16 protein-coding genes are annotated in these 16,440 nt (G+C 59.6%); 4 read left to right on the top strand and 12 right to left on the bottom strand.

Going from position 1 to position 16,440, the window contains the following annotated elements; translation table 11 throughout:
- Window positions 1–40: 40 nt before the first annotated feature.
- Window positions 41–937, bottom strand: a complete 897-nt coding sequence (gene galU, locus ABEA12_RS07415; RefSeq protein ID WP_210100602.1) for a UTP--glucose-1-phosphate uridylyltransferase GalU — start codon at window positions 935–937, stop codon at window positions 41–43.
- A gap of 49 nt (window positions 938–986) precedes the next feature.
- Window positions 987–1,463, bottom strand: coding sequence for a pantetheine-phosphate adenylyltransferase (gene coaD / locus ABEA12_RS07410; RefSeq protein ID WP_210100601.1), 477 nt, complete (start codon window positions 1,461–1,463; stop codon window positions 987–989).
- Between the two features lie 116 nt (window positions 1,464–1,579).
- Between coaD and ABEA12_RS07405 the strand changes: the two genes are divergently transcribed.
- Window positions 1,580–2,791, top strand: coding sequence for an aminotransferase class I/II-fold pyridoxal phosphate-dependent enzyme (locus ABEA12_RS07405; protein ID WP_210100600.1), 1,212 nt, complete (start codon window positions 1,580–1,582; stop codon window positions 2,789–2,791).
- Window positions 2,792–2,793: 2 nt separating this feature from the next.
- A complete protein-coding gene (locus ABEA12_RS07400; protein WP_210100599.1) occupies window positions 2,794–3,573 on the top strand; it encodes a spermidine synthase in 780 nt (259 codons plus the stop codon).
- On the opposite strand, the gene rsmD is transcribed toward ABEA12_RS07400, so the two are convergent.
- Genes rsmD through ABEA12_RS07380 form a run of 4 tightly spaced genes read right to left on the bottom strand, consistent with a single transcriptional unit; the run spans window position 3,535 to window position 8,376 of the window.
- The gene (gene rsmD, locus ABEA12_RS07395) at window positions 3,535–4,134 is read right to left on the bottom strand and encodes a 16S rRNA (guanine(966)-N(2))-methyltransferase RsmD (protein ID WP_210100598.1); all 600 of its coding nucleotides are present in this window, start codon (window positions 4,132–4,134) and stop codon (window positions 3,535–3,537) included. The two genes, ABEA12_RS07400 and rsmD, sit on opposite strands and share 39 nt — an antisense overlap.
- A 7-nt stretch (window positions 4,135–4,141) precedes the next feature.
- Window positions 4,142–6,355, bottom strand: a complete 2,214-nt coding sequence (locus tag ABEA12_RS07390) for an ATP-dependent DNA helicase RecG (RefSeq protein WP_210100597.1) — start codon at window positions 6,353–6,355, stop codon at window positions 4,142–4,144.
- On the bottom strand, window positions 6,345–7,322 hold the full coding sequence (locus tag ABEA12_RS07385; protein ID WP_345467287.1) for a DAK2 domain-containing protein: 978 nt from the start codon (window positions 7,320–7,322) through the stop codon (window positions 6,345–6,347). Before ABEA12_RS07385 ends, ABEA12_RS07390 begins: the two co-directional genes overlap by 11 nt.
- Before the next feature lie 7 nt (window positions 7,323–7,329).
- On the bottom strand, window positions 7,330–8,376 hold the full coding sequence (locus ABEA12_RS07380; RefSeq protein WP_210100596.1) for an LCP family protein: 1,047 nt from the start codon (window positions 8,374–8,376) through the stop codon (window positions 7,330–7,332).
- A gap of 64 nt (window positions 8,377–8,440) precedes the next feature.
- Here ABEA12_RS07380 and ABEA12_RS07375 point away from each other — a divergent pair, with 64 nt between their 5' ends.
- Window positions 8,441–8,992 (top strand): DUF3515 family protein, encoded by a 552-nt coding sequence (locus tag ABEA12_RS07375; protein WP_345467285.1) that lies wholly within the window; start codon window positions 8,441–8,443, stop codon window positions 8,990–8,992.
- A gap of 68 nt (window positions 8,993–9,060) precedes the next feature.
- Here the strand turns inward: ABEA12_RS07375 and ABEA12_RS07370 are convergent, their stop codons facing one another.
- The 6 genes from ABEA12_RS07370 to leuC form a co-directional block, all read right to left on the bottom strand.
- Window positions 9,061–10,185, bottom strand: coding sequence for a D-alanine--D-alanine ligase family protein (locus ABEA12_RS07370; RefSeq protein WP_210100595.1), 1,125 nt, complete (start codon window positions 10,183–10,185; stop codon window positions 9,061–9,063).
- Complete coding sequence (locus ABEA12_RS07365; protein ID WP_210100594.1) at window positions 10,182–11,213, bottom strand: NAD(P)H-dependent glycerol-3-phosphate dehydrogenase; 1,032 nt, start codon at window positions 11,211–11,213, stop codon at window positions 10,182–10,184. The genes ABEA12_RS07370 and ABEA12_RS07365 overlap by 4 nt, the downstream gene beginning before the upstream one ends.
- The gene (locus ABEA12_RS07360; RefSeq protein ID WP_210100593.1) at window positions 11,214–11,981 is read right to left on the bottom strand and encodes a lysophospholipid acyltransferase family protein; all 768 of its coding nucleotides are present in this window, start codon (window positions 11,979–11,981) and stop codon (window positions 11,214–11,216) included.
- Window positions 11,982–11,991: 10 nt separating this feature from the next.
- A complete protein-coding gene (gene murA, locus ABEA12_RS07355) occupies window positions 11,992–13,329 on the bottom strand; it encodes a UDP-N-acetylglucosamine 1-carboxyvinyltransferase (RefSeq protein WP_210100592.1) in 1,338 nt (445 codons plus the stop codon).
- A 209-nt stretch (window positions 13,330–13,538) separates the two neighbouring features.
- Complete coding sequence (gene leuD, locus ABEA12_RS07350) at window positions 13,539–14,141, bottom strand: 3-isopropylmalate dehydratase small subunit (protein WP_210100591.1); 603 nt, start codon at window positions 14,139–14,141, stop codon at window positions 13,539–13,541.
- A gap of 9 nt (window positions 14,142–14,150) precedes the next feature.
- A complete protein-coding gene (leuC, locus tag ABEA12_RS07345; protein ID WP_210100590.1) occupies window positions 14,151–15,608 on the bottom strand; it encodes a 3-isopropylmalate dehydratase large subunit in 1,458 nt (485 codons plus the stop codon).
- 112 nt (window positions 15,609–15,720) lie between these two features.
- Here leuC and ABEA12_RS07340 point away from each other — a divergent pair, with 112 nt between their 5' ends.
- The gene (locus tag ABEA12_RS07340; RefSeq protein ID WP_210100589.1) at window positions 15,721–16,440 is read left to right on the top strand and encodes an IclR family transcriptional regulator; all 720 of its coding nucleotides are present in this window, start codon (window positions 15,721–15,723) and stop codon (window positions 16,438–16,440) included.

The raw sequence follows: 16,440 nt of genomic DNA, 5'->3' as shown, positions 1-16,440 counted from the left end.
GTGAGGATGCTGGGTTAGCCTTGCCGAAACCGAGGTCCTATTACTTCTTGGACACAAAATCCTTGAGCCACGGAAGGAGTTCCGGTCCAATGTCAGCTCGCTCCGAGGCCAAGGAAATAACCGCTTGGAGGTAGCTCAGCTTGTCACCGGTGTCATATCGACGTCCGCGGAAGACCACAGCATGAACGCCGCTACCCTCGCCGTTTTCTGCAGCAAGTGTTTCCAACGCGTCGGTCAGCTGGATTTCGTTGCCACGGCCCGGCTTGGTCTCCTCGAGCACATCAAAAACACGCGGATGCAGTACGTAGCGTCCAATAACCGCCAGGTTCGACGGGGCATCCTCAACGGCCGGCTTTTCCACTAGGCCGTTGACACGGACGTATTCCTCGCCCTCCACCTCGGTGACATCGGCGCATCCGTAGGCACTGATCTGGGAAGGATCAACTTCCATCAGAGCGATAACGGATCCGCCGGTCTTTTCCTGGACGTCGATCATGATTGAAAGCAACTCATCACGTTCATCGATAAGGTCATCTCCGAGAAGCACAGCGAACGCCTCGTCACCAACGTGCTGTTTGGCACAAAGCACCGCGTGGCCAAGACCCTTGGGGTCCTTCTGGCGGATGTAGTGGATTTCACCGAGGTCCGTTGCTTCCTGGACACGACGAAGCTTTTCCATGTCGCCCTTTGCTTCAAGGGTTGCTTCCATGAAGGGGACCCTGTCGAAGTGATCCTCAAGAGCGCGCTTACTGCGCCCGGTGATCATTAGGACATCCTTGAGTCCGGCTTTGGATGCCTCGGCCACCACATACTGGATAGCCGGTTGGTCAACTACAGGAAGCATTTCCTTGGGCATGGCCTTGGTCGCCGGCAAGAAACGGGTCCCCAAACCAGCTGCTGGAATAACGGCCTTTATCACACGCCTATTTTGAGTCATGCCCTTGACATTACTTCATGGAATACACATTCATCGAAACATTCCGGCCTTATGGCGCGCTTCTTTTTAGCCTTTTAAGCACGGTACGAGGCAAATAATCAACCACGTCTCCACCGAGCGACTGCACTTCCTTCAACAACGAGGATGAAAGATGCGAGTATCGGTTGTCAGCCGCAAGAAAAACGGTTTCCACACCGGTGAGATGGCGATTCATGGCCGCCATGGGCGTCTCATACTGGTAATCGACGGTGGAGCGAAGCCCCTTGACGATGGCATCGGCCCCATGAAGCTTGCAGAAGCCCGCAAGCAAGCCATCTCCCATCGGTTCGACGGTCACACCACGCAAACCGCCAATGGTTTCTCGGACCATCTCCAGTCGCTCTTCGGATTCGAACCGGTACTTCTTGGCGTAGTTGGTGGACACAGCCACGATCACCTCATCGAAGAGGTTGCTGGCACGGGCAATGATCTCAACATGACCATTGTGGATGGGGTCGAAAGACCCGGGGCAGACGGCACGGCGCATAGCAAGTAATCTACCAACTCGGCTTCACGCACCGTCAGTCCCCTTGGGTTCATGACTGAACGTGTCGTTTTCGACCCTTTTGCGCTGCACTCTGCCTCGGACGGGATAATGGAGCTATGTCTTCATATGAATTTCCGTGGCAACGCACGGCTGCAGGTGCCAATCTGCTCTCCGACCAAGGCGATCTCGGGGTCACCATTTTCGAGGAAATCACCGCGCTCGCCCTACAGCATGACGCCATCAACTTGGGCCAAGGATTTCCTGACACCGACGGACCACAGATGTTCAAGGACATTGCTGCTGCTGGCGTCACCGGGAGGCTCAATCAGTACGCCCCAGGTTCCGGCATCTTCCCGTTGCGCAAGGCCATTGCGCAGCACCAAGAAAGGTTCTACGGACTCGATGTCGATCCTGAGAGCGAAGTGGTTGTCACCACTGGGGCCACGGAGGCCATTGCCGCGGCAATCCTGGCTTTCGTGAACGTGGGCGATGAAGTGTTGTCCTTTGAACCGTTCTACGACTCCTATGGAGCCGCAATCGGGCTTTCCGGTGGCGTGCATAAAACAGTGGCGTTGAATGCACCGGATTTCCAGCCGAACATTACGGAGCTCCGTGGTGCCTTCAACGAGCGCACGCGCATGGTGGTCTTGAACAACCCGCACAACCCCACGGGGACGACTTTTGGCAAGGAGCTACTGGCCGAAATAGTTACCTTGGCCAAGAGACATGATTGCTTGATCGTCTCCGACGAGGTTTATGAGCACCTCACGTTTGGAGTTGATCATATTCCGATCGCCTGCCTACCAGGTGCGTGGGAGCGGACCATCACGATCTCTTCTGTGGGTAAGACCTTTTCCTTTACCGGCTGGAAGGTTGGCTGGGCGACGGGCCCTGCCAACCTCATCGCAGCGGTGCGGACAGTCAAGCAATTCCTCAGCTACTCATCGGGTACCGCCTTCCAGCCAGCTGTTGCCCAGACACTCGGCTCGGAGGCCCGCTTCTTCACCGATTTCGCCAGAGATCTTGGAGAGCGCAGCGAAGTGCTCGCCGGCGGACTTGAAGCATCCGGCATGCGCGTCTACAGGCCGCAAGGCGCCTACTTCATCGTCGCCGATGTGGCACCCCTCGGTTTCGACAATGCCCTGGACCTGGCACGCCAAATGCCAGAGACGGTAGGAGTTGCGGGAATCCCGTTGTCCGTCTTCTGCCATGAGGAAGGTGCCCGGCGCACGCGAACCCTCATGCGCTTTGCCTTTTGCAAGAAGCCCGAACTCCTCATCGAGGCCTCCCGTCGTCTGTCGACGTTGACCAGCAAGTTGGGTCGCTGAGCATGGTGCAACGGACAAGTCGCTGGCTCGGGAATCTCGGCGCCCATGCCACATTGGAGAAAGATGCCTTCGTCCCGGGCGCATGGGTGCTCACCTTGGGAGGCGCAGAGCAATCCCATGTGAATGTTGAGCACCCGGAAGAGATCTTCTACGAATACCTTCGCAGGCTCGCCAACCACGTGGACATCCATGGCGAACCGGGCCTCGCGTTAAGGGTCCTCCATCTCGGGGCAGGGGCACTGACCCTGGCCCGCTACATCGAGAAGAAGCGCCCTGGAAGTGTCCAGGTCGCAGTGGACCTGGAACGCGAATTGCTCGACTTTGTCCTCGACGCACTGCCGGTATCCGATCCGAAGAACCTCACCACCATCATTGGAGACGCGCGCCACGTGCTGAGCGAGCAACTTGCCGTTGCTCAGTTCGACATCATCGTCCTGGACATCTTCAGTGGGGCAGGGGCGCCGGAGCACCTGACATCATCCGGTTTCTACTCGGAGATGGACGCACTCCTGGGCCCAACGGGGATCGTCTTGGTGAACGTCGGCGATGATCCTCCGTTTGCTTTTGCTGATTCCCAGATCCGCGCCATGTCAAGCGTGTTTACAACGCTCATTGCCAGCGCACCGACCGAAATCTTCTCTAGGAAGTACCCGGGAAACATGATTTTGGCCGGTACGCAATCAAAAATCGACATGTCATCGATGGATCTCCTGCGTGCGGCGGGTCCGCATCCGGGCACCGTCTTATTCGGTGCCGAACTCGATGGGTTCGGCAAACCATAGGCGGGTCTCACCGTATTTCTTGTCCGCGAACTTTTCCAGTCCTTTGGGCCAGGTAGGTTCGGCCGATCTGGCGGAGCGTTCAACAACTACCGTCGCACCGGATTCGAGAACCAGAGACAGCTTCTCAAGGGTTCGAGCCAGTTCTTCATTTGTCAGGGGATACGGCGGATCCATGAAGACAAGATCCCAGCTTCTTCCGGCGCTACCGCCGGGAACCGGGGCAAAGGAATCAAGCACCGTATCAACAGACCCGCGACGCACGGAGACCAGCTCGTTGCGCATCGCTTTGTTCAGAAGACCCGCATTGGTTTGGCACACCGCGACGGCCTTGGGGGCAAGCTCCACGAGCATGACCGCGCGCGCCCCGCGGCTTGCGGCCTCGAGGCCAAGGGAACCGGCTCCGGCGTAAAGGTCGAGTACTCTGGAACCATTGAGCACGTCGTAGCTCTCCAGCCGCGAGAACAGGGCCTCCTTGACCCTGTCGGTGGTGGGCCTGGTTGAATCACCTGGAACGCTTTTCAGTTGTAGGCCTCCGGCTGCGCCGGCCACGATACGGGTCATGGTGTCCTTATCCCCTTTCCAGGAATGCTTGCATGTCTTCATCCACCCATTCCTCTACTGCTGACTGCAGCCCCGGATGGGCCTCGAGGCCGCCTCTACCCTCCACGATGGATTCGGCGGCGGACCTGGCTCCGTCTATAAGTTTGGCGTCCTTCATCACGCGCAGGACCTTGAGGGTGGATCGGGAACCCGATTGGCTGGCTCCCAGGATGTCCCCTTCGCGGCGTTCGTTCAGATCCGACTCTGCCAACAGGAACCCATCGGTGGTCGATTCCACAGCCCGCAGTCGCGTCACCGAGGGGTGCTCGGCATCCAACCATGTGGTCATGAGGCAGGTTCCCGGCAGTCCACCTCGACCGATGCGCCCGCGCAGTTGATGCAATTGCGATATCCCGAAATTTTCCGCGTCAATGATCACCATCAGCGTCGCATTGTGTACATCGACGCCTACTTCGATCACCGTGGTTGATACCAGAATACTGGCTCGACCACTGTCAAAAGCACTCATGGCAACAGCCTTTTCCTCACTCGACATACGCCCGTGAAGGGAACGGATCTCGGTGTCGGCGAAGATGGGCATCGACGTCAGGAGTTCCATCATCTTTTCCACCGTCATCGATGCGGGCTTGGGGTTGTTCTGTCCATCCGCGGTGTCGTTGGGGGCGTCCGCCGGGACCAGGAAGGTGTCTTCCTCGACCGCCTTTTCACTGATCCGCGGGCACACCACATAAACTTGGTGGCCTTTTGAGGTTTCCTCCGCCATCCGGGCAAAGAGTCGTTCCTGCATTTCAGGTACTTGAAGGGGCACGAGGTGCGTGGTAATCGGAGCCCGCCCGGGAGGAAGTGTTTTCATGAGGCTGACTTCGAGGTCGCCAAAGACAGTCATGGCTACGGTGCGCGGGATCGGTGTCGCCGTCATGACGAGCATGTGGGGTGGGGTGTCTGCCTTGGATCTCAAGGTGTCTCGCTGCTCAACTCCGAAACGGTGTTGCTCGTCAACGACCACAAGCCCCAGGTCAACGAATGAGACGACCTCCGAGAGCAATGCGTGGGTTCCCACCAGGATCCCGGTTTCTCCGGAGGCAGCACCAAGCAGTACCTTCCTGCGTGAAGCGGCACCGGCTGAGCCGGTCAGCACGTCAATGCGGGTTGCTCGGGGGTCGGAGCCCAATTCGCCTCCGGCCCCGAGGGAGCCCAGTAGCTTCCTGATCGATTGGTGATGCTGGTGTGCAAGGACTTCTGTGGGTGCAAGGAGAGCGGTTTGTCCGCCGGAGTCAATGACTTGGAGCATGGCTCTCAGTGCGACGAGTGTTTTGCCGGAGCCGACCTCTCCTTGGAGAAGCCGGTTCATTGGATGTCCGCGGACGAGGTCCTCTGCGATTTCCTTGCCGGCCAGCTCCTGTCCCTCGGTCAGGGTGTAAGGCAGCGAGGCATCGAAGGCAGCCAGCAGCCCACCTTGGGTGCCAGGACGCGCGATTGCCGGTAGCGCTCTGCGGTGTTCCCTTCGCTGGGCAAGGGCCAGCTGAAGCAAGAAAGCTTCCTCGAACGCAAATCGTTTCCGTGCAGCATAACCCTGGCCCACTGTCTGGGGCCTGTGGATGTTCTCATAAGCCGTGGCTCGTCGCGGGATTCTCTGGGTTGCCAAGATGGCCTCGGGAATGAACTCGCGAAACCCTGCTGTCCCCACGCGTGCCAGAATTATTTCCATGACCTCGCGGATTTTCCTGTTCGGCAACTTTGCCGTGGCCGGGTAAATGGGAATAGGTCGCGGGTCGGCCTCTTCCGCGGTCTCAAGCAGCGAGTATTCGGGGTGGGTTAGCTCCAGGTGGTTGCGGTACATGCCGACCTTGCCGCTGAACATGGCCGTGGAACCGATTTGCAGATCCCGCTTGGCCTCGTAGCCATTGAAAAACGTCATGCGCAGGGTGGACTGTTCAGGCCCGAGGGCGTCGCTGACAAGGACTTCGAGCAGGAAGCCGGGGCGGGACTGCATGCGCCGCTGGTTCGCCGATTTCACCTCGGCAACGATCGTGACGTCCTCCCCCAGCGGAAGCTCCGAGATCTTGGACAGTTCCCCGATTTCCATGTAGCGGCGGGGGAAATGTCCAAGCATCTGCCCCACGGTGCAATAGCCAAACGCTGTTTCCACCTTGCGTGCGGTGGCGGCACCAAGGACAGCCTCTAGCGGCGTATCGCTTGTAAAGTCCTTCTCATCCGTCATGGGTGCAAAGGTCGGTCACCGTAACATTCACTGGTGAACCTAGGCTGCGGATCATGTCCAGGGCAGTGTCGGCCTCGGGCACATGGACGTGGACCCTCCAACGGTAGCCATCTTCCGTGGAGTTCACCGGGCTCATGATGACCGAGTCTCCGATGGAATCCAGGTGCCCTCGCAAGGTCGCTGCGCCCAGCGCGTCAAGATTGATGGTGCACATGACTTCGACGCCTGTCTCGTTGGAAACCTCGTCGTGGATGTGGGGGTCCTGGATGTCGTAGCCGTGAAGACGGGAGTATTCATCCGGATCGATGATGTGCCCGAGCAGGGCGCCGCGCAACTCGTCCAGGACGATCAGCATGCCCACTGCCCCGGCGTCAACGATCTGTGCCTTGTGCAGGGCTCCGAGTTCGTTTTCCGTCGCAACGACCGCCGCTTCGGCTGCCAAGCACAGTGCGTCAAGCATTTCAACCAGTGCTGCCTTGCTTGCGGGCTCAAGGCCACTGGTCCGGTTGGTGGCCCGAGCCGTCTTTGCGACGACATCCAAGACCGACAGCATGGTTCCGGATACCGGCTCGCTCAGAGCAGACCATGCCCTGACTTTGCCCCTCTCCAGCGCGGTGGCCAAAACCGGTGCAGTCAATCGCTCCACGCCGAAGAGCGGTTCGGCCACCCCCGCCAGGAACACGCCCAGTAAGGTTCCAGAGTTTCCACGTGCCGATTCCATGGCGGCGCGTGATGCCATCGCCAAAAGCTCGCCGATGTTCTCGGTCTCCAGTTTGGAAACTGCATCGTGTGCGCTGCGAGCGGTCAGGTAGAGGTTGCTGCCGGTGTCACCGTCAGCCACCGGGAAGATATTGATCGCATTGAGGCGATCACTATGGTTTCCCAAGCTCTTGACCATTCGCTCAAGCCATTTGGACATGGCCTTGGAATCGGCGTGGATTTTCTGGTTCATGGTGGGTGTGGTCACTGGATCCTTAGAGACCGTTGTTCTCTACGAATTGTCCCACTTCGTCCTTCTTCAAGGCTTCGGCAAAGTTGGAAATCACGTTCATGTCCGGAACCACGATGGACTGTCCGTCGCCCGATCGACCGGTTCCCTTGTTGGGAAGCGTGAAGAAGTGCATGTCGTTGGAACGAACGCTTGTCATCGAGGTGCCCAGCTTGGCTACCTTGACTGCATCGAGTGTCTCATCCACCGCAACGAACGGGGCGAATTCCTTGACCGTTTCGGAGATCTTACCGGGATCGGTCAGGGTTTCCTTGGACATCATGGCTCCCATGACGGCCTTGACGTAAAGCTGCTGGTTGCGCACGCGCTGGTAGTCGCCGTCCTTGAACGCGTACCGCTCCCTGACGAAGGCCAAAGCTTCCTCCCCATCAAGGGTTTGGACGCCCTTGGGGAAAACGATGCCGTTCTTCAGGTGTTGCTTGAAGGGAATCGGGTTGTTCACTTCCACCCCGCCCAGTGCATCGGTAAGGCCCTTGAATCCCTCAAAGTCAATCGACGCAACATGATCGATGCGCGTATCCAAGAGTCCTTCAAGGGTCTGGACGGCAAGCGCCACTCCGCCATAGGCGAAGGCCGCATTCACTTTTGCTTTCCCGTGACCGGGGATGTCCAACCATGTATCGCGCATGATCGAGGTGACGTAAACGCCCTCCCTGTCCGCGGGGATGTGGACAACCATCATGGTGTCCGAGCGACCGCCATTGGGAAGTGAGGCAAAGTTCTCTTCACCTTGATCCGTGGCGCGCGTGTCATTTCCCAACAGCAGGATGTTGACAGCGTCCTTGGCAGCCTCCGGCTTTTCCGGGCGCAAGGATTCCTCGGGGAATGCACCCTCGAGCTTGGTGGTTCCGTTGTCAAAACTGCGCGCGAGCGAAAACAGGTATCCTCCGGCTACGAGCAACGCAATCAGGACCAGTGACAATGCCCCCAAGAGGATCATCAGTCCAGTGCGTTTCTTCTTCTTTGGTGATTCGTAGTCTGTGTCCTCGAAGGACCCGTTCAAATGTGTCATCCATGCCTCTCAAGCAAATACTCACTTCATACTAGTCATGTCCTACGACGGGTAAGCTCTTTAAGTGCCCAGATTGATTTTTAGTAGCCCAGATTCCCCGAACTCACAGCTGCCTCCCAGACAAGCTCCACCCAAAAAGCGCCATAAAGCTCGTTTCGCCGTCGTAGCCGTTGCTTCGATCGCAGGCGCCCTGGTCCTTTCCGGCTGCGCTTCGATCGCCAACGTCCAAGCAGCCGACGATGCAGGAAATCCGTTGTGTGCCGAAATGATGGTGTTGCTTCCCCCGGAGATCTCAGACCAGAAAAAGCGTCAAACCAACAGCCAGGCCACTGCCGTCTGGGGCGACCCCGCGCAGCTGGTGCTGCGCTGCGGCGTCACGTCCCCGCCGCCATCCACCGACCCCTGCGTCAGCGTCAATGGCGTCGATTGGTTGGCCAAGGAAGGCAAGGAAGTCTGGACGCTCACGACCTACGGCAGGGTCCCCGCCACGGAACTGGTGTTTGATCCCAATGTGATTCCCTCAAGCACGGTCCTGGCCACGCTGTCATCGGCAGCTTCCAAGATCCCTGCCGAGCGCACCTGCACGGATGTCAGCAAAAGCGTGGATGTGCCTTAGCGGCAATGATCAGCAGCAAACGAGCGGCACCTCACCGTGAGATGCCGCTCGAGTGAAGGCAGTGGTGCCTAGCGCAGGCCGGTCTTGCGGTTCAGGCCCAAGTGGATCAGTTCGTCGATGAGTTCACCGTAATCAACACCCGTCTTGGACCACATGTGCGGGTACATGCTTGAAGGCGTGAATCCGGGCATGGTGTTGATCTCATTGATGATCCATTTGCCCTCGGGGGTGTAGAAGAAGTCGACCCTTGAGAGGCCTTCGGCGTTCACCGCGTCAAAGGCCTCCGCAGCCAGGCGACGTACTTCCGCGGTGGCTTCACTGTCCAGGGACGCAGGGCAGCTGAGCTGGGCGGCAGCTCCGTTGACGTACTTGGCGTCAAAGTCGTAAAAGGTGTGGCCGGCGTCGTCAACGACGATTTCGCCGGGCATCGATGCCCTTGCCGATAACGAGCCGCGTCCCTCAAGGACACCGCATTCGATTTCCCGACCAACAATGCCGGCTTCAACGATGACCTTGGGATCGTGGATGCGCGCTTCAACAATAGCGGCGACCAACCCATCGGAGGTGTCCACCCGCGTGATTCCAACGGAAGAGCCTGCTCGTGCAGGCTTTACGAAGAGCGGGTAGGCCAGGGCCTTCACCGACTCCAGACATGCTTCTTGGTCACGTTCCCACGCCTTGTCTCCGATGACGACGTAGGGTCCAACCTCGAACCCAGCGGCTTCAAAGACAACCTTCATGAAGTGCTTGTCCATGCCGATGGCGCTTGCGGCAATGCCCGAGCCCACATACGGGACGTCCACCATTTCCAGCATTCCCTGCAGCGAACCGTCCTCGCCAAAGGGGCCATGAAGCAACGGGAAGACCAAGTCAATCTCTCCCAGGCTCCTCACGGCATGGGCGGCATCCGAGGCAAGCAGTTCGTGGCTGCCTGGTTCGCCGGTCAAACGCAGGAACTCGCTACCGGCTGTGACCTCGGGCTTCTGGTTGTTGGACAACGACCACGTACTGAAGTCCTGGTCCACGAGGGTCCAGGCTCCGTCCCGGGTGATCCCCACGGGCACGACATCGTATTTATCGCGGTCAATGGCATCGAGCACACCGGCGGCGGTCACGCAACTGACCGGGTGTTCGGATGAGCGTCCCCCGAAGAGCAGCATGACCCGGGGCTTGCGGATATTTCGTTGACTCATGTCAATTCACCTTCAGACTTTAGTTGACGCCCCAGCAGGCGTGCTCCCATGTTTTCAACGCTCAGCGTGCCTTCAAGGACCATGACCACGGCCTCTGTTATGGGCACTTCCACGTTGTGGCGTGTTGCCAGATCCAATACCGCACGCCCGGATTTGATGCCCTCGGCCGTCTGTGACATCCGGTCGTTGACCTCATCAAGGTAGAGCCCTTGGCCGAGCAACCGGCCAGCCGTGTTGTTTCGTGAGAGCGAAGAGGAACAGGTGGCTACCAAGTCCCCCAGGCCTGCCAGTCCGGAGAGGGTCTCGTAGCTTCCACCCAGGGCCAAGGCCAGACGCGTGGTCTCGGCAAGTCCTCTAGTGATGAGTGAAGACTTGGTGTTGTCTCCCATTCCCATGCCATCACAGATACCCACGGCCAAGGCAATGACATTCTTGGCAATTCCACCTATTTCAACACCGATGATGTCCGAGTTGGTATAGGGGCGAAAGTAGTCGGTCGAGCATAGTGAAGCGATCCATGTGGCTGTGTCGAGGTCGGAACAGGCCACTACGGATGCAGTGGGCTGCTTCCTGGCAATCTCCATGGCCAGGTTGGGCCCGGAAAGCACGGCGATCCGGTCAGGGGAAATATCAACTTCTGCGGCAATCACTTCGCTCATCCGTGCATCGGTATCCCGCTCGAGGCCCTTCATCAGGGACATGAGAACAGAATTTGGCTCGAGTGAGTCTTTGAATGACGATAGCTGCCCACGCACGCTCTGGGCTGGTACGGCCAGAACCACCAGGTCGGCACCGGCGAGAACCTCCGCAGCGCTGGAGGAGCACGTGATATTGGAAGGAAGCACCGTTTCCCTCAGGTAGCGGGAGTTGGTGTGTTTGGTGTTGATCTCGACCGCGACTTCGTCCCGGCGCGCCCAGATCATGATCTCGGTGCCCGCCTCGGCTCCGGAATCGGCCAGCACCTTGGCGAAGGTGGTTCCCCAGCTTCCGGCGCCCATCACAGCAATTTTCCCTGGTGCGGGTCTCATCTATTTGTCCTTCTTGCCATTAGTGGGTGACCCTCCGTCGTAGTTGCGTCCCTTGGTCGCTTGGCCGTGGTCCGCCGGGTCCCACAAAATCTCGGGAGCGGTCTGGCCGCGCAATTCGGCGACATCCTTCAGGATGGCGCGCATGATCCGCTCGGTCGCTTCAAGGAGCACCTTACGTGTCAACGGCACGCCCCGCAGGTCATCAAGGTCAACGGGATCGCCGGCGACGACGGTTACCCGTTTGCGGGGAAAGAGCTCGATGCCCTTGGCGTAGCGCGGGAACAGCTCCTGGGCGCCCCAGTGGGCCATAGGGATCACCGGTGCCCCTGTTTGCAGGGCAAGGCGCGCCGCACCTGTGTGACCGCGCATGGGCCACAGCTCGGGATCGCGTGTCAGCGTGCCCTCGGGGTAAATGATGATGACACCGTTGGCGTCAAGAACCTCACGGGCGGCCTTCAGCGACTGCGAGGCGCCGGTGGACGATCTCGCAACCGGAACCTGTCCGGTGTTGCGCAGGATGGTTCCCAGCACCGGAACCTTGAACAAGGATTCCTTGGTCAGGTAGCGGGGGTAGCGTTTGGAACTGTAGATCGCATGGCCAACTACCAGGGGGTCGATTTCCGTCACGTGGTTGGGGCACAGGATAAAGCCGCCGCTGGGCAGTTTTTCGAAATCCCGCCACGTTCGACCGATCATCAGGTTCAGGACCGGCCGAACGATTCCGGCAGCAATGGCAAACGCGGTTTTTGTACCGCGGGATTCTTTCATGCAAGTCAGCCTATAAGGATGAGGCCAGTTCATTCATCTCGACGCGCGCACCCAAGCCGGTGAGCTTCTCCATGAACTTTTCGTAGCCCCGGTTGATCAGCTCGATACCGGTCACGTGGCTGGTCCCCTCCGCGGCCAGGGCCGCAATCAGGTGCGAGAACCCGCCGCGCAGGTCGGGGATGTCAATGTCCGCGCCGGTCAACGGAGTCGGCCCGGTGATCACTGCAGAGTGCTTGAAGTTCCGCTGGCCGAAGCGGCACGGGATTGCTCCGAGGCATTCGCTGTGCAGCTGAACCCTAGCACCCATCTCCACCAACGCCGTGGTGAAACCGAAACGGTTCTCATACACGGTTTCGTGGATGATGGATACACCGCTGGCCTGGGTCAGCGCCACGACCAGGGGCTGCTGCCAGTCGGTCATGAAGCCGGGGTGGACGTCGGTTTCCAAGATCAAGGGCTTCAGTTCGCCCCCGGGGTGGAAGAATCGAATACCGTCATCGGTGACCTCGAACTCCCCACCGATCTGACGGTAAGTGTGCAAGAAGGACGTGAGATTGCGCTGTATGGCCCCCTCAACGAAGATGTCTCCCTTGGTGACCAGAGCCGCCGATGCCCAAGAAGCGGCTTCGTTGCGATCCGGCAGCGCCTTATGGTTATAACCCTTAAGTTTTTCGACCCCGGTGACGCGAATGACACGATCACGGCCGACCGTGATGAGGGCACCCATTTTTTGAAGCAGGGAAATCAGGTCGAGGATCTCGGGTTCAACGGCCGCATTTTCCAGCTCGGTGGTGCCCTTGGCACGCACGGCGGTCAGCAACACCTGTTCGGTGGCACCGACGCTCGGGTACGGCAGGGATATCTTCGCGCCGGTCAGGCCGTGCGGCGCACGGATAGTGGTGCCGAACGGGCCGGCCTTGTCGATCTCGGCGCCGAAGTGGCGCAGCACATCGAGGTGGAAGTCGATGGGACGGTCACCAATCTTGCATCCACCGAGGTTGGGGATCAAGGCCTCACCCAGGCTGTGAAGCAGGGGGCCACAAAAGAGGATCGGGATACGGGAGTCACCGGCATGGGTGTCAATCTCATTGCTGGTGGCTGTCTTGGTGCCACTGGGATCCATTGTCAGATCCCCGGTGGCCTCGTCCTTGGTGACGGTAACACCGTGGATCTTCAAGAGGCTGGTGACAACGGCAACGTCTTTGATTTCCGGGACGTTGCGCAAGACAGAGGGACAGTCGCCCAAGAGGGCAGCAACCATGGCCTTGGGGACCAGATTCTTGGCACCCCGAACTGTTACCTTGCCTTTGAGTGGCACGCCGCCGTGAATCGTTAGGACTTTCCCCATGAACTTAAGTACCTCACCAAGATTGTTAGGCCTTCGAAACCGAAGGTAAGACTAAGCAAGCATACAGCCCCCGGCAGTGCCGGAGGCTGAATGGATGATGTAACGCTGGTCGCTTCCAGAGCCCGAACAGCCGCCGTTTTATCCTCATCCCGTCGATGATCAGTGACGATCGAGGGGTCCGTGATGGCGGTTAAGCGTTCGGCTGAGGCTTAGGAAAGACGCGCCGGGAGCGTTAGTGGCTTGAACGCCGGGCGCTGGGATTCGAACACGGTGATTTCGTCCTCGTGCTGGAGGGTAAGGCCGATATCGTCGAGGCCTTCCATCAGACGCCACCGCGTGTAGTCATCGATCTCAAACGGGGCGATGATCGATCCGCAAGTGACCGTTCGCGCCTCGAGGTCCACCGTGATTTCGGTCCCCGGATTGTTCTCGATTTCCTTCCAAATCAACTCCACGTCGCTCTGCGCCACCTGAGCGGCAACTAAACCCTGCTTGCCCGAGTTGCCCCTGAAGATATCGGCAAAGCGTGAGGAAATCACGGCCCTGAAGCCGAAGTCCTTCAGTGCCCACACGGCGTGCTCGCGAGAGGATCCGGTGCCGAAGTCGCGTCCAGCTACAAGCACCGATCCCTGGGAGAACGGTTCTTGGTTCAGGATAAAGGACTCATCCTTGCGCCACCCTGCGAAGAGTGCGTCCTCGAACCCGGTGCGCGTGATGCGCTTGAGGTAGACGGCCGGGATGATCTGGTCGGTGTCCACATTGCTTTGGCGCAGCGGGACGCCGATTCCGGTATGCGTGCTGACTTTCTCCATGATGAATCCTTAGGCTACTTTGGCGGACGAGGACAGGGCATCGAGATCGGATGGCGAAGACAGAGTTCCGCGGATGGCCGTCGCGGCGGCCACGATCGGGGAGACCAAGTGGGTGCGTCCGCCCTTGCCTTGGCGCCCCTCGAAGTTGCGGTTGGAGGTCGAAGCGCAACGCTCGCCCTCGGCGAGCTGGTCCGGGTTCATCCCCAGGCACATGGAGCATCCGGCGAAGCGCCATTCGGCTCCGAACTCCTTGAAGATCTTGTCCAGGCCTGCGGCTTCGGCTTCGAGGCGGACGCGCGCGGAACCGGGCACCACGATCATGCGGATATCTGGGTCCTTGACCTGGCCCTCGATGATGGCGGCTGCCGCGCGGAGATCTTCCATGCGGCTGTTGGTGCAGGATCCCAAAAATACCGTGTCGACACGGATCTCTTTCATGGGTGTTCCGGCTTTCAGGTCCATGTACGCCAAGGCGCGTTCGCAGGCGGCCCGTGCGTTCTCGTCCTCGAAGTCTTCCGGTGCAGGCACCGAGCCGGAGAGCGAAACGCCTTGGCCCGGGTTGGTTCCCCAGGTCACGAAGGGCTCCAGGGTGTCGGCATCCAGGAACACCTCGGCATCAAAGCTCGCGCCCTCGTCGGTTGCCAGGGTGTCCCAATCGGTGAGCGCTGCGTCCCAGTCGGCGCCCGTCGGTGCGTGTGGGCGCCCCTGGATGTATTCGTAGGTGGTGGCATCCGGGGCAATCATTCCGGCGCGGGCGCCGGCTTCGATCGACATGTTGCAGATGGTCATCCGGGCATCCATGGACAGAGAGCGTATGGCGGAACCACGGTACTCAAGGACGTAGCCCTGCCCGCCACCGGTGCCGATCTTGGCAATGACCGCCAGGATGATGTCCTTGGATGTCACGCCCGGCTTCAATGTTCCCTCGACGTTGATGGCCATGGTCTTGAATGGCTTCAAGGACAGTGACTGGGTTGCCATGACGTGTTCGACCTCTGAGGTGCCGATGCCGAAGGCCAGGGCACCGAAGGCTCCGTGGGTGGAGGTGTGCGAATCACCGCAGACAACGGTCATGCCCGGCTGGGTCAACCCAAGCTGGGGCCCGACCACGTGGACGATGCCTTGTTCCTTGTCGCCGAGCGAGTGCAGGCGGACGCCGAACTCTTCGCAGTTCTTGCGCAGTGTCATGATCTGCGTGCGGCTGGTCAAGTCGGCGATCGGCTTGTCGATGTCCAGCGTCGGGGTGTTGTGGTCCTCGGTGGCGATCGTCAAATCCGCTCGGCGCAGTGGGCGCCCGGCCAGCCGTAGGCCCTCAAAGGCCTGCGGGGAAGTCACCTCGTGAACCAGGTGGAGGTCGATATAGATCAGGTCGGGCTGGCGCGCCGCGCCAGCCCCCTCGCCCTTGCGCACCACGTGTGCGTTCCATACTTTTTCTGCCAGCGTCTGTGCTGCCTGGTGTGCGGCCATGACCGACTCCCTCACTTGATAAAAATCCTATGTTCCAACTGTTCCACCGCTACACCCGTAATATCCAGTGCACCGACTTGCATCTCAAATGGTGAGACTGCAATATCATACTATGGACAATTCAAGTGGCGTGGGCGTCATCGACAAAGCGGCCCTTATCCTCAACGCACTCGAGGCGGGGCCCACTTCCTTGGCCCAACTGGTCGCGCTGACCAAGATCTCGCGGCCCACCGTGCACCGCTTGGCCCAAGCCCTGGTGCACCACCGTCTGGTCGGCAAGGACATCCACGGTAGGTTCGTCTTGGGCGGGCGCTTGGTGGAGCTGGCTTCCGCCGCGGGCGAGGACCGCCTGATAGCCGCTGCCGGACCTTTGCTTCTCCAGTTGCGCGACACCACCGGTGAAAGCACCCAGGTGTTCCGCCGGCAAGGCGCCTACCGCGTATGCGTCGCCTCCGCGGAACGGCCGGTTGGCTTGCGTGACACCATACCCGTGGGAACCCAGCTGTCCATGAAGGCCGGTTCTGCAGCACAGGTGCTGCTCGCCTGGGAAGACCACGAGCGTCTCCTTGACGGCCTGCACGGTGCAAGGTTCACCCCGACGATCCTTGCGGGAGTCAGAAGGCGTGGCTGGGCCCAGTCTTTGGGCGAACGCGAACCGGGCGTTGCTTCGGTCTCCGCTCCAGTACGCGGGCCTTCGGGTCGTGTGATCGCTGCGGTGTCCATGTCCGGACCGATAGAACGTTTGTCACGCCAGCCGGGCCGGACACACCAGGAAGTCGTGGTGCAAACGGCCAACGCGCTGAGCGAAGCCTTGCGCAAGACCGGGGATTGA

Origin of the sequence: Paeniglutamicibacter antarcticus, assembly GCF_039544305.1 — a bacterium.
In the GTDB taxonomy this organism is placed as follows: domain Bacteria; phylum Actinomycetota; class Actinomycetes; order Actinomycetales; family Micrococcaceae; genus Paeniglutamicibacter; species Paeniglutamicibacter antarcticus_C.
Note: the sequence above shows the minus strand (reverse complement) of the source record. Positions and strands in the feature narration are given on the sequence as shown.

Coding starts and splice junctions, on each gene's coding strand:
- murA (WP_210100592.1), bottom strand. CDS start 13,329: ATGGGGAAAGTCCTAACGATTCACGGCGGCGTGCCACTCAAAGGCAAG.
- ABEA12_RS07400 (WP_210100599.1), top strand. CDS start 2,794: ATGGTGCAACGGACAAGTCGCTGGCTCGGGAATCTCGGCGCCCATGCC.
- ABEA12_RS07405 (WP_210100600.1), top strand. CDS start 1,580: ATGTCTTCATATGAATTTCCGTGGCAACGCACGGCTGCAGGTGCCAAT.
- ABEA12_RS07340 (WP_210100589.1), top strand. CDS start 15,721: ATGGACAATTCAAGTGGCGTGGGCGTCATCGACAAAGCGGCCCTTATC.
- ABEA12_RS07365 (WP_210100594.1), bottom strand. CDS start 11,213: ATGAGACCCGCACCAGGGAAAATTGCTGTGATGGGCGCCGGAAGCTGG.
- ABEA12_RS07380 (WP_210100596.1), bottom strand. CDS start 8,376: ATGACACATTTGAACGGGTCCTTCGAGGACACAGACTACGAATCACCA.
- leuC (WP_210100590.1), bottom strand. CDS start 15,608: ATGGCCGCACACCAGGCAGCACAGACGCTGGCAGAAAAAGTATGGAAC.
- coaD (WP_210100601.1), bottom strand. CDS start 1,463: ATGCGCCGTGCCGTCTGCCCCGGGTCTTTCGACCCCATCCACAATGGT.
- ABEA12_RS07390 (WP_210100597.1), bottom strand. CDS start 6,355: ATGACGGATGAGAAGGACTTTACAAGCGATACGCCGCTAGAGGCTGTC.
- rsmD (WP_210100598.1), bottom strand. CDS start 4,134: ATGACCCGTATCGTGGCCGGCGCAGCCGGAGGCCTACAACTGAAAAGC.
- ABEA12_RS07370 (WP_210100595.1), bottom strand. CDS start 10,185: ATGAGTCAACGAAATATCCGCAAGCCCCGGGTCATGCTGCTCTTCGGG.
- galU (WP_210100602.1), bottom strand. CDS start 937: ATGACTCAAAATAGGCGTGTGATAAAGGCCGTTATTCCAGCAGCTGGT.
- ABEA12_RS07360 (WP_210100593.1), bottom strand. CDS start 11,981: ATGAAAGAATCCCGCGGTACAAAAACCGCGTTTGCCATTGCTGCCGGA.
- leuD (WP_210100591.1), bottom strand. CDS start 14,141: ATGGAGAAAGTCAGCACGCATACCGGAATCGGCGTCCCGCTGCGCCAA.